Annotated in this window: 12 protein-coding genes and 2 rRNA genes (1 of these 14 cut by a window edge); 2 read left to right on the top strand and 12 right to left on the bottom strand. The window is 46.7% G+C overall.

From position 1 onward, the window contains the following. Position 1 precedes the first annotated feature (1 nt). The 10 genes from secG to BUQ78_RS07250 all read right to left on the bottom strand — a co-directional run bounded on the left by secG (position 2) and on the right by BUQ78_RS07250 (position 8,602). The gene (secG, locus tag BUQ78_RS07295; RefSeq protein ID WP_074199776.1) at positions 2–235 is read right to left on the bottom strand and encodes a preprotein translocase subunit SecG; all 234 of its coding nucleotides are present in this window, start codon (positions 233–235) and stop codon (positions 2–4) included. A gap of 108 nt (positions 236–343) precedes the next feature. After that, on the bottom strand, positions 344–937 hold the full coding sequence (gene rdgB / locus BUQ78_RS07290) for an RdgB/HAM1 family non-canonical purine NTP pyrophosphatase (RefSeq protein ID WP_084532384.1): 594 nt from the start codon (positions 935–937) through the stop codon (positions 344–346). Positions 938–965: 28 nt separating this feature from the next. Further along, on the bottom strand, positions 966–1,601 hold the full coding sequence (locus tag BUQ78_RS07285; protein WP_074199774.1) for a GerMN domain-containing protein: 636 nt from the start codon (positions 1,599–1,601) through the stop codon (positions 966–968). A 31-nt stretch (positions 1,602–1,632) separates the two neighbouring features. Beyond that, positions 1,633–3,252, bottom strand: a complete 1,620-nt coding sequence (locus tag BUQ78_RS07280; RefSeq protein WP_074199773.1) for an N-acetylmuramoyl-L-alanine amidase family protein — start codon at positions 3,250–3,252, stop codon at positions 1,633–1,635. Then, a complete protein-coding gene (locus BUQ78_RS07275) occupies positions 3,230–4,597 on the bottom strand; it encodes a TldD/PmbA family protein (RefSeq protein ID WP_074199772.1) in 1,368 nt (455 codons plus the stop codon). Before BUQ78_RS07275 ends, BUQ78_RS07280 begins: the two co-directional genes overlap by 23 nt. Further along, on the bottom strand, positions 4,594–5,616 hold the full coding sequence (gene ltaE, locus BUQ78_RS07270) for a low-specificity L-threonine aldolase (protein ID WP_074199771.1): 1,023 nt from the start codon (positions 5,614–5,616) through the stop codon (positions 4,594–4,596). The genes BUQ78_RS07275 and ltaE overlap by 4 nt, the downstream gene beginning before the upstream one ends. Further along, positions 5,591–6,508 carry a PHP domain-containing protein gene (locus BUQ78_RS07265; protein WP_318259566.1) on the bottom strand — a complete coding sequence of 306 codons (918 nt, stop codon included), beginning with the start codon at positions 6,506–6,508 and terminating at the stop codon, positions 5,591–5,593. Before BUQ78_RS07265 ends, ltaE begins: the two co-directional genes overlap by 26 nt. After that, the gene (locus BUQ78_RS07260; protein WP_074199770.1) at positions 6,509–7,009 is read right to left on the bottom strand and encodes a chemotaxis protein CheW; all 501 of its coding nucleotides are present in this window, start codon (positions 7,007–7,009) and stop codon (positions 6,509–6,511) included. 15 nt (positions 7,010–7,024) lie between these two features. Further along, on the bottom strand, positions 7,025–7,579 hold the full coding sequence (gene yfcE / locus BUQ78_RS07255; protein ID WP_014807537.1) for a phosphodiesterase: 555 nt from the start codon (positions 7,577–7,579) through the stop codon (positions 7,025–7,027). Between the two features lie 6 nt (positions 7,580–7,585). Further along, complete coding sequence (locus tag BUQ78_RS07250) at positions 7,586–8,602, bottom strand: homoserine dehydrogenase (protein WP_014807538.1); 1,017 nt, start codon at positions 8,600–8,602, stop codon at positions 7,586–7,588. A gap of 129 nt (positions 8,603–8,731) precedes the next feature. Here BUQ78_RS07250 and BUQ78_RS07245 point away from each other — a divergent pair, with 129 nt between their 5' ends. Further along, positions 8,732–9,535, top strand: coding sequence for an oxygen-binding di-iron domain-containing protein (locus tag BUQ78_RS07245; RefSeq protein ID WP_014807539.1), 804 nt, complete (start codon positions 8,732–8,734; stop codon positions 9,533–9,535). A gap of 98 nt (positions 9,536–9,633) precedes the next feature. Continuing rightward, positions 9,634–10,392 (top strand): methyl-accepting chemotaxis protein, encoded by a 759-nt coding sequence (locus BUQ78_RS07240; RefSeq protein WP_318259565.1) that lies wholly within the window; start codon positions 9,634–9,636, stop codon positions 10,390–10,392. Between the two features lie 97 nt (positions 10,393–10,489). On the opposite strand, the gene rrf is transcribed toward BUQ78_RS07240, so the two are convergent. Next, positions 10,490–10,605 (bottom strand): 5S ribosomal RNA (gene rrf, locus BUQ78_RS07235). Between the two features lie 53 nt (positions 10,606–10,658). Next, positions 10,659–12,623 (bottom strand): 23S ribosomal RNA (locus BUQ78_RS07230); it runs 1,032 nt beyond the window's last position.

Below are 12,623 nucleotides of genomic sequence, written 5' to 3'. Positions count from 1 at the left end.
ATCACCTAGCGCTCATGAGCACCAATACTAAAGACGTAATCATGAACAACGATAGTAAAAGAACGGTTATCTTGCTCAATCCAGATAAGCGCTGCCATTGACCGGAGGACATGTCTGCCTGCGTCCCACCACCAAAGACGCCGGCAAAGCCGCTTTGTTTCCGACGCTGTAACATTATAACTCCCATCAAGGCCACAGAAACTAAAAGATGCAGGCAAGCTATGACCACAAACATTCCTCGTGCCTCCCATTAAGTTCAATTATTTAAAATCTGCAGTCTACTTTTTACAAAAAGGCCAGACTTGACACAGCCTGCAAGCGGACATGAGACATACTCGGAAAGCTATTTTAACACATTTTGACTCTTAAGCATATCGCAAAGAGCTTTTATCGCGATGTGCCTGTGCGACAGGCCGTTTTTTTCTTCAATATCCATCTCGGCGAAAGTTTTGTCACAACCACAAGGCATAAAGATTGGATCATAACCAAAACCATTACATCCCCTTCTAGTTTCAGCTATCCTCCCGTAACATATGCCCTCTGTAAGCCACACTTGAGACATATTGGGCAAAACCAAGGCCATTGAGGCTACGAAACGTGCGCCACGATCTTTTATTCCCTTTAATCTATCCAATACCAAGCCAATCCTAGATTCATCATCACCTGCTATCCTGGCAGAATAAATACCGGGCCAGCCACCTAAGGCCGGCACCTCAAGCCCGCTATCGTCGGCCAAAGCAGGCATATGAAGTGCCTTACTCCACGCTAGGGCTTTAAGCAAAGCGTTTTCAAAGTAAGAGGTCCCCGTCTCTTGAACATTTATATGTTCAACTTCAGGGCCAAAAATTAAATCCACGGAAGTTCCCTTAAACTGGGTAACTATCTCCAGATATTTGTCCCTATTTTTACTTGCAAAAACAACTTTGATCTTCGACAATTGAAGTTTCCTTTCATACATACATATGTCATGACTTGGGTGCCAATCTCCAAGAAACCGTCAAATCAACAGGCTTAGTCAATGTGGCATCTTTGCCCTCTGCTAAAAACTTGACTTCTTTTATTGGATCAAAATTTTCTATGACGGTGCGAAGTAGGGCTGTCATGAAAAGCAAAGCCCTATCTCTGTCAAGTTTTTGCAAAGAAGAATAAAATGATGCATTCATGTCAAGATACAACATCTCACCATTACGAAAGACATGGAGCACACGGCTATTTCCGTCTACAAAGCCTTTTGAAGCCATGAACGATATCCACTGCTCTAAGGTGGCACTAATATTTTCTTCCATTATGCCGGGCACTAATTTATAACCGGTAACGCTCAAGGAACCATCTTCGGGCAAAAAGACTTTCACTTCATTTATGTAGCGCATATTAGAGACAGGGACTACCTGGGTGCTCTCAACTTGAGTGGACATCTCTCCTGAAATGTTAAATTTTTTGCCGATCAGTTTAAGGATTAATCCTGACCCATAATATCCCAACCCAAATAATATAGCAATTAAACAAGCCCAAGCGATAATACGATATGGCAATGGTGCTTTTTGGGGAGTTTTATTTTGCTCCTTGTCTCGCCTTCGCGGCAACTCGCTGCGTTTTTCCATGGGAAATGATCCCTCCAAAACAACAATCTCCCTACATGTTGCGCAAATATGACTCTATACCATCTGCCAGGCTTTCGGCAAGCTTTTTCTGATACGTTGGATTAGCCAAAAGGGAAGCCTCAGCTTTATCGGTCAAAAAACCCATCTCGACCAGCACTGCAGGCATAGCTGCTCCTCTAAGGACAAAAAAGGGAGCTTGAGCTACCCGTCGCATATTTAATCCCCTATTGCTACCAGCTTTGTATAGGACCTCCGCAAAGGACATGCTTTGTTCAATCTTCACGTTTTGCTCCATATCGCCCAAGATCTTGAGCAAAAGCTTGGTCCGTTTGTCTGCGATGCTATTTACATCTTCTGCCCCCTCGCCCAATTCTCTGTTTTCTATCAACGCCAATTGCATTGCATCTTTATCGCTTGGTAAAGCCATTATATAAATCTCTACCCCTTTTGCGCTTCGACCTGCGGGCAAGGCATTGCAATGCAGGCTCACGAATAAATCTCCATCCCAATCGTTGGCAAGTTTTGTCCTTTCATCAAGTCGCAGATATATATCCTGCGAACGTGTCATTCTTGTCTTAATGCCACGACTTTCCAGGACATTGGCAAGGAGCTGGCCCATCCTCAGATTGATATTCTTTTCAACAACACCGTTGCCCCTAGCACCAGGATCTTTCCCTCCGTGACCAGGATCTATTACCACCAATCGCGGTTTTGTCCCCCTAGACGTAGTTACATTAGAACTGCCCTGGGGGTTACTGGGCAAGGGTACATCGTTGCTATCGTCTTTTTTTGCAATTACGTCATTTTTCAGGCCATTACCATTTCCAAAAAAGTCAACAACATATCTAGGCGGTGAGGGCAAGCTAAAATAAGCAATTTTTTCAGCCTGATGTTTTATATTAATTATTGCCGCTCCATCTTTTTGGCTTACCGAAACAGCTGGAAATGACGCATTCTGCTCAATATTTTTGACTTGATCCCCTAAGACAGCACCATCAAACTTTAGCACTAACTCCCCAGGATTTTTATCAACTGAAGGAGTTATATTATTTGACAAATCTATGACAAGCCTAATTCTATCGTCCCATTTACCCCACCTTAGCCCAACTATCTTACTCGCAGCAGTCTTGATGTTCCCCTTATCGGCAAAGGTGCTAGCGCTACTTTGAACGGTCATTTCATTAGCGGATACAGCGGGCTTATCTGCAGATGCATTGGCCTTACCCGCCCACTTCAGTGTTTTACCGTCGTTAACAATAGGCTTCAATATTTTCAACGTCGTATTCGCTTCCATCCACCAATGGCCATCTTTATAAACAGGAATGAATGGCAGGGGGACTATATCGTGCCCATTCCTCTTGGCCACTGCGGCATTCGGCACCAATTCCAGGGTATTGCTTCCCTTTTTGGCAAGAAAATGCTTTGCATCGGAGTTGATCTCCAGCTTAAGCATGGTTGCAACGTCATCTATGGGAACCAAATTATGTCCATCCTCATTTAAAACCGTAACGCCGCCAAGATTTTCAACACCATGCCAGAGGATCCACTTTTCGCTGGCATTACAACTGTCATTAACACATATAACTGCGAAAAGAAGGATTGCAAAAAGAAACAACTTTTTAATGCTACTATACACCTGCCGCTGTAACATCTTCAATCACCAAAGAAGGAGATCCCACACTCCCATAAAATTTTATGTCATTTCCGACTTCTATCACGTGAAAAAGGACATCATAAAGATTACCCGCTATCGTCATTCCTGACACGGGATTTTCGAGCGCACCCTTCCTAATGTAAGCTCCCTTAATGCCCAGAGAAAAATCGCCGCTTACAGGATCAAACGTATGTAGTCCGAGTAAGTCTGTAACATAGATGCCGGAATCAACTTTATTCAAAAGGCACTGCAAGTCTTGTGTCCCCGGCAAGATGAATAGATTAGAAGCTCCTACGCTGGGCAACGAAGCAGTACCTCGAACGCAGTTGCCAGTCGAAGGCACTCCATCCATCTTTGCATGTTCTATATTATATAAAAAACCATTTAGGACACCACCTGAAAGCAGGGTTGTCCTCTGGCCCGGGGTGCCTTCGCCATCGAAGATGTAACTTCCCATACCTCTATTTAGGGTTGCATCATCAATCAAGTTGACTACGTTTGAAGCTATTTGACGACCCAGTTTGCCGGAAAGCAATGACCTGCCCTTATGAACGTTATCAGCCAAAAAGCAATCTTCCAGCAAAGACACGAAAGATGCCGATGCCATACTATCCAACACCAAAACATACTTAGCGGTCTTCAAATGCTTGCCGCCTAAAGTCATGCGAGTTCTACAAACTGCTTGTCTGGCTATGTTAAGGTAATCCAGATCGAGGGCATAGCGTCGTTCATCTCCAAAGCCTCCCATTTCCATCTCATCGCCATCACTCATTATCACTACGACATCGCATCTTGCCACTGTTTCCTTTTGCCACTCACAAAAACCTTCGCTGGATAAATAAAATGTCTCCTCGTAACCTTCTCCATAAAAAGCTTCCCTTACGGATTTGACGCGTTTATCAGTATTACGTGCTTCCTCCGTTAAGCAGGCGCATATCTTTGATCCCCGATCAAAGCTCAAGCCCTCGGCTATGAACGGATCAAATATATCTCTGTCCTCAAAGGGAACACCTTGATTGCGATTCAGTTCTACATAAGGATTTGGATCGTTGTTTTTGCTATTATGAACAGCCCATTTAACAACCTTGGATAATGCTTCTTTAGCCAACAAGTTGCAGTAAGCAATGCCCTGCCTGCCTTCTTCATCGATGACGCGCAATCCCAGGGAAACAGCCTTACCCCTGGAATCTTCTTCCAAGTTGCCGTCGATGAAGGACAGCAAAGACGAGACATCAGCTTTATATAATATGTCGGCTCCTGTTATATATTTATGGCCCTTCAACTGGTCTAAAGTCCAAAAGGCAGCAGATTCCACCAAATCCCTTTCAGGCAAACCCATCATTTATGCAATTCCTCCAATATGACCTTTGCAGCCCTTTCGACATCCTCAAAGCTCACGTCGCGATGTGTAACCAGCCTTATCTTCTTCGGGGTCGGATTGAATAAAACGCCCCTTTGCTTGCATCTTTCTGCCAGAAAGGCGACATCTATAGTGTCTTTTACTTCGAAATATACCATATTTGTTGGCTTCGATACCTCCGCTATCTTAACGCCTCCATCAGCTAACCTATCCCTTAATATCCTGGCTTTTTCATGATCTTTGGCCAAATCAGGATATCCTTTCAATGCAACTATGCCTGCAGCGGCAACAACTCCAACCTGGCGCAGCCCCCCTCCAACACGTTTCCGCCAATGCCTTGCCCTTTCTATATAGCTTTTATTGCCGCATATTACAGATCCCATAGGAGCCCCCAATCCCTTCGATAAGCAAAATTGAACGGAATCGACAAGTTTGGCGTAAGTTGCCGGCGCAACATCCCACGCTATGGCTGCATTGAACATCCTGGCTCCATCAAGGTGCACAAAAAGCCCTTTGCTTTTTGCCAAATCAACCATAGAGGCAAAGATTTCGGGAGATATAGCAACCCCTCCGCACGCGTTGTGAGTATTTTCCAAACACAGCAGTTTTGCGGGAGCATAGTGGACATTTTTCGGCCTACAAAAAGATAATACTTCCTGAGGTTTAGGAATCCCCTCGTCATCGTTAACACAGAGAGGCACAAGTCCTCCCAGGGCGGACAGCCCGCCGCCTTCATTAACGTAAATATGGCTATTCAGTCCAAGTATGACTCCATCACCACGCGTACAATGGGTAAGCAGCGAAACCAAGTTTCCCATGGTTCCGGAACAGACAAACAGAGCCGCTTCATGTCCCATCATCTCGGCCGCAAGCCTTTCCAGCTCAATGACCGTTGGATCCTCCTGATAAACGTCATCTCCCACTTCGGCCTCCGCCATTGCCTTCCTCATCTCGGCAGAAGGTTTAGTTACGGTATCACTTCTCAAATCGATAAACGTCATGATTCATTCTCCCCTCAAAATAGGATTTTTCGCCACGGGTCTTCGTCGGCATTATCGTCCTCCTGCCGGCTAGGAAAAATAATTCTTCGGGTATTATGTCATCCGGTACGTCGATGCCCAGTTTTACCTCAGGCCTCATCGATCCATGAAAGTCGCTTCCCGCTGTCGGCTTCAGCTTGAACTTTGCTGCTATCCTCAAAAAATTAAAAATCTCATCTGCCCTATGATGGCTCGAATAACACTCAAGCCCCCACAGTCCAATATCTTTAAGCTTCTTTAGCAATAATTCAAAGCTTTCAGGGCTCAAATACATTTCGCCAGGATGTGCTAAAACGGGCAATCCGTTTACCTGGCGGATCAATGTTATACAATCTTCTGGTGTAAGTGTTTTTCTTGGGACATAAGCAGGAGCTCCTCTGCCAAGATATTTTTCGAAGGCCTCTTTGACGCTAGATACATATCCCTTCTTTAACAATGCCTTGGCTATATGGGGCCTAGCTATCACTTCACCTTTGGATTCGACCTCAATATCATCCAGGGTTATCTCTAGCCCCAACGACCTCAGCTTCTCGCAGATTGCGGCGTTTCTCTCGTCTCGGTATTTTCTTATCCTTACCAAAGTGTTTTGAAAAGATGAGTTCTCATAATCTATACCATAGCCCAATATGTGAACACTGCAGTAATACTCTGCCGAGAGCTCTATACCGCGCAATCCGGCAACGCCACCAATAAAACAGGCCTGCTCAAATTCCACAAGGCCATTTGTGGTATCGTGATCGGTAAGCGACAACAAGGATATACCCGTTGCCCTTGCCATTGATACTAGATCCGAAGGGGATAGTGTTCCGTCGGAGGCAGTGGAATGAACGTGCAGATCGATCAGCATTCCCATTCAATCAAGATAACTTCTGATATCAAATATGGAAGCTACATCCAAAAGAACTATTAAATCTCCTTCTTTAGTTCTAATGATACCTTGAAGGTATTCTTTAGAGATTGCAGAATCAATTGATTCCGCACTTTCGATCTGATCTACGTTAACAGTTCTAACTTCACGAACAGAATCGACAAGGATACCAAATACGATATCCTCCTCCTCGATAACGACTATCCTCGACTCGCCGCGACGTTCAATTTTTCCTCGGTTCATCTTCACTGCAATATCCATCACGGGAATTACTGTGCCTCTCAAATTTATAACCCCACATACATAGGCCGGCGCATTTGGAACCCTAGTGATGCTTTCCGGAATACGTACAATCTCCTTGATCTTAGAAACCTCGATGGCGTAATGTTCCTCAAAAAGATCGAAGACCAATAAGGTTTTCTCCTTGCCGTTCTTGGTTTCTTGAGAGGTATCCTCAACTGTAGAAGTACTTTCTTTGACTGCCATTTTCCTCGTCTCCCCTTATCTTAGATCCCAAGATTCTTGATGAAACACCATTCCATCCAATGAGAGGATGCTAATTGCTTCCTCATCGATCAAAGCTAAAGAAGCAGGGTCTTTGCCTTTGGGCAAACTGACCGATCCTGGATTTAAAAAAATTGTCCTTCCGTCACGCGCTAACGAACACACATGAGTATGACCCATCAACATCAAATCTGCTCCAAATGACAATGCTAGACTTCTATCTCTTTCAAAATCCGTGCCATGAGAGGCAAGTATGAGTTTATTGTTCCACCACATGACCAAATAGGGGTTCGCTATTGGCCATTTCAACATAACAGCGTCGATATCTGCATCACAATTTCCCCGCACAATCATGACTGGAATATCCGAATCATTGATCTCTTCTGCCAGTTCTTTCGGCATATAGCCTTCGGGAAGGGGATTTCGAGGCCCGTGATACAACACGTCGCCAAGATGAACGATCATATTTGATCCTTTCCAAATCTGTCTCGCCTTCCTCCAGGCCGTTACACTTCCATGAGTATCAGAGATTACAGCAATTTTGGAGGACATAATTACCTAACCTCTCTTGATGGATAATACATCCCTTAAAAGGGAATATGCTGTTTCTTTAGGTCCAGAGCTGGAGCCGCTTATGCACACTTCTCCTATAATATCGGTCAAAAGCAACGCTCCTATAGAAAAGCCTTCCAAATAAGCTAATGGATGATTCAAAGATAGGATCTCAGGTCCAACGGAAATGTCTAATCCATCGGAATTGATTTCAATTCTCGACACTAGCTTCAGCTTGCCGCCTTTTCTTTTTGCTTCCTCGATATTTTGCATCGTCACGTTTCGAATCCCGTTGATGGACACCTGTTTTATATCGATATCCAAAGACATCATGCTCTTTGCCACTATCACAGTCTTGGCAGCAGCCTCCAGGCCATCGATATCGAACCATGGATTTTGTTCAGAAAGGCCACGCCTTTGGGCCTCCAACATGGCCTCATCGAAACTGCTTCCCATCCCCATTACGCTCAAAATATAGTTGCAAGTGCCATTAAGTATCCCCTCAAACCTTTTGACGTGACAACCGGGAAGGCCCTCTCGGACAAGGGAGAAGAGGGGCGTACCGGACAATACCGTTGCCTCATATAATAAGCTTACTCCCCTTTGAAGCGATCCCTCCATTAGTTCATCGTAGTATAAGCTCATTGCTCCGGTGTTTGCCGTAACTACATGCTTTCCCCTCTCAAGGGCTTTTTTTATGATGGTTCGCGCCGGTTCCCCAAGCTCAAAATCCGAGGGAGTGCACTCAACTAATACGTCATAATCCAGGTCTTCCAACATTTCGTCAGCATCATTTAAGATCAAGCCGCCTTCATGCAATAAGGCATCTAACCTTCCCGTCAAGGCCTCCCATTTCAGCAAATTATCCACATCGATACCATAGGGATTATATATACAGCCTCGACTCCTCGTTGCCACCCCCACTAGCGAAATCGAAGCGCTTGCTGTGATATTTCTTTTTCTGCTTAGCAACTCACAAAAGGACCTTCCAACTCTTCCACATCCAAAGAGCAAAACTCTCAAGACAGTGCGCCTCCTCCCCTACTTGCCTTTCGAGGATGATCATAAAAGCAAAATCATTACATTTTTTATATAAAGAGTGTATCATAATATTCTGATATTTATAACACGCCTCGTAAAGGGGGAACATGAATGCCACAAACAAGTTCATTCAAGCTATATGATGATGGAAAGGTAATTTTTTATCTGCTGGGATGGGAAGAGACGGAAGACGAGGGTTCTGTGCAGACTAACCAATATTTGTTGATAAGCGGCGATGAGGCCGTCCTAATGGATCCGGGTGGCGCTCACGTATTTCCAAGGGTTTTAGCAAATGTCTCTGAGATTATTAACATAAACAAGATAACTCATATATTCTACTCCCACCAAGATCCCGATGTATCTTCGGGGGTAATTCTATGGCTTTCCATGATAAATAAGGTCAATGTGCACATACCTGGTCTGTGGATCAGGTTTTTGCCGCACTTCGGCGTTTACGACCAGCGAATGGTATCGCCCATACCTGACGGCGGGGGCGAGTTGGTGCTCAAAAATGGCCATAGACTGGAGATGTTACCTGCTCATTTTCTGCACTCAACCGGCCAGGCAACGCTATACGACCCCGTGTCCAAGATACTTTTCTCGGGCGATATAGGAGCAGCCGTGTTCCCGCCTGGTAAAAGATATCCAATTGTAGAAAACTTTGAAAGCCACGTTAATTATATGAAGGGCTTTCACGTGAGGTACATGGCCTCCAATCAAGCGTGTCGAGCTTGGGTTAACTTGGTTAGCGGCAAAGATATAGAGGCAATCGCTCCCCAACACGGCGCTGTAATTAGGGGCAAAGACATGGTAAAAGACTTTCTAAATTGGTTTGGAAATCTCAAGTGCGGTGTGGATATCATAAACGAAATTTATTCCACTGGGGGGAGAAGGGCGCTCTCCTCGCGAAATTAAAAAAGCGCAGGTGAAAGACTATGGCACAACGGGATGTTATTAAGAGCTTATCTTCCTCTCATTTTAGTTTTATGCTCATGCATTCATTCATGAGCCAAATGGACGAAGTACTGGTAAGGCGTGTCGAACACACCAAACAAGAGCTTGCGGGCATCGCCAACCAATTCTCGAACTTAAGCTCTCAATTCAAGGACATGGTCGAGCAATTCGCAATAAGCAGACAAGAGGCGGATAAAAACGTCTCCACTATACAAAAAATGAACGATGAATTAACTACGGATCTTCAAAAATCTGGAACAGATCTAGAATCCATGAACAAAAAGGTCAAAGAGACCATAGACACAACATACGCCACCTTAAACTCATTCTTAGAGATCCAACAAATATCGAAGGAAATACAGAGGATTGCGAAACAGACAAACCTGCTGGCCTTAAATGCCTCCATCGAAGCAGCAAGGGCTGGAGAACACGGACGAGGGTTTGCGGTGGTCGCCAGTGAGGTCCAAAAACTGGCAAGCGAATCCAAAAGCGCATCAGAGGGCATTTCGCAAAGAATCGAAAGCATTTCGCATTCAGTCGAGGAGTCAATGCAAAGCATATCGAAGATAAGCCAAATGTTCAATGTCCTACAAAGCTCTTTACAAAGTTTCTTGAATTTTTTGAACATGAATAAATCTTTTTTGGAAAACCTGTCAAAGTTCATTTACCAATCCGAAGAAGAACTTCAAAGCAGCTCTTTGCAGATGACCAACTCGGTAGAGATACTATCCCAGGCACAACAGCGCTTTGAGGCTATGAGCAACATCATTTCTTCAATTGTCAAAGCTCAAAACAACTTAAAAACCATCTCCCTTTAACTTCCCAACACAAAGGCAGGAAGCACAGCTGTGCTTCCTGCCTTTGTGTTCCTTGCGACATATCAAAATAACCGGCATCAAAATAAAAAAAACAGGCACATGGCAGCGACCTACTCTCCCGCGGGTACCCCCCGTAGTACCATCGGCGCTGGAGGGCTTAACTGCCGGGTTCGGCATGGATCCGGGTGTTTCCCCTCCGCTATGGCCACCATGTGCCTGTTTCAAGCCTTTTACTCAAAAACTACAAGGGAAAGAGGAAAGTTCATTAGGACAAGGCCTCGGTGTATTAGTACCGGTCAGCTGCACCCCTCACGGGGCTTCCACCTCCGGCCTATCTACCCTGTCATCTACAGGACACCTTACCTGGCTTACCCAGTGGGGGGTCTCATCTTGAGGGAGGCTTCCCGCTTAGATGCCTTCAGCGGTTATCCTTTCCGAACTTAGCTACCCGGCTCCTGCAGCTGGCGCCACAACCGGTACACCAGAGGTTCGTCCACTCCGGTCCTCTCGTACTAGGAGCAGCTCCTCTCAAACCCCCTACGCCCGTGGTGGATAGGGACCGAACTGTCTCACGACGTTCTAAACCCAGCTCACGTACCGCTTTAATGGGCGAACAGACCAACCCTTGGGACCTGCTACAGCCCCAGGATGCGATGAGCCGACATCGAGGTGCCAATCCCCGCCGTCGATGGGAACTCTCGGGCGGGATCAGCCTGTTATCCCCGGGGTAGCTTTTATCCGTTGAGCGACGGCCCTTCCACTCGGAACCGCCGGATCACTAGGACCCACTTTCGTGCCTGCTCGAGCTGTCGCTCTCGCAGTCAAGCCACCTTATACCCTTACGCTCTTCAGGCGATTTCCATACGCCTTGAGGTGACCTTCGCGCGCCTCCGTTACTCTTTAGGAGGCGACCGCCCCAGTCAAACTGCCCACCTGACACGGTCCCGCTTTCGCGGTTAGAACCCCAGCACGTCAAGGGTGGTATCCCAAGGGCGGCTCCACTGAGGCTGGCGCCTCAGCTTCACAGCCTCCCACCTATCCTGTACATGACGTACCGAAATTCAATGTCAGGCTACAGTAAAGCTCCACGGGGTCTTTCCGTCCCACCACGGGTAACCGGCGTCTTTACCGGTCCCACAATTTCACCGGGTCTCTCGCTGAGACAGCGTCCAGATCGTTACACCTTTCGTGCAGGTCGGAACTTACCCGACAAGGAATTTCGCTACCTTAGGACCGTTATAGTTACGGCCGCCGTTTACCGGGGCTTCAGTTTGGAGCTTCGCCAAATCGCTTTGGCTAACCCCTCCCCTTAACCTTCCGGCACCGGGCAGGTGTCAGGCCCTATACATCGGCTTTCGCCTTTAGCAGAGCCCTGTGTTTTTATTAAACAGTCGCCTGGACCTGGTTTCTGCCACCCGCCTCGGCTAGCCCTGTAAAAGAGTTCACCTAACGCGGGCACCCCTTCTCCCTAGGTTACGGGGTCAACTTGCAGAGTTCCTTAGCGAGAGTTATCCCGTCCACCTTCAGTCTGCTCAACCAGCCCACCTGTGTCGGTTTAGGGTACGGGCACCCTGGTTCCTCCCTAGAGGCTTTTCTTGGCAGTGCAGCGTCAACGCCTTCGCCTTATAATTAAGGCTCCCCATCAGGTCTCGGGGTTAACGAGCTTCCGGATTTGCCTGAAAGCTCCCCCTACTCCCTTGGACTGGGCATTCCATCGCCCAGCGCGCCTAGCTCCCTGCGTCACCCCTTCGGTACAAACGTTGCCAAGGTGGGGCCGGAATGTCTACCGGCTGTCCATCAGCTTCGCCCTTCGGCTACGCCTTAGGCCCCGCCTAACCCTGGGCGGATTCCCTTCCCCAGGAACCCTTGGGCTTCCGGTGAGCAAGTCTTTCACTTGCTTTAACGCTACTCATACCGGCATTCTCACTTCCTGCCAGTCCACCGCACCTCACGATGCGACTTCGACCCGACAGGAACGCTCCCCTACCATCCAAAGACCTAAGTCTTCGGATCCGAGGCTTCGGTCGCGAGCTTAGCCCCCTACATTTTTGGCGCAGAAGCGCTCGACCAGTGAGCTATTACGCACTCTTTCAAGGATGGCTGCTTCTAAGCCAACCTCCTGGCTGTCTAAGCTCTTCCACATCCTTATAACACTTAGCTCGCGTTTGGGACCTTAGCCGTCGGTCTGGGCTGTTTCCCTTTCGACCGTGAAGCTTCTCCCCCACGGTCTC

The sequence above is a fragment of the Acetomicrobium flavidum genome, from assembly GCF_900129645.1.
In the GTDB taxonomy this organism is placed as follows: Bacteria; Synergistota; Synergistia; order Synergistales; family Acetomicrobiaceae; genus Acetomicrobium; species Acetomicrobium flavidum.
Note: the sequence above shows the minus strand (reverse complement) of the source record. Positions and strands in the feature narration are given on the sequence as shown.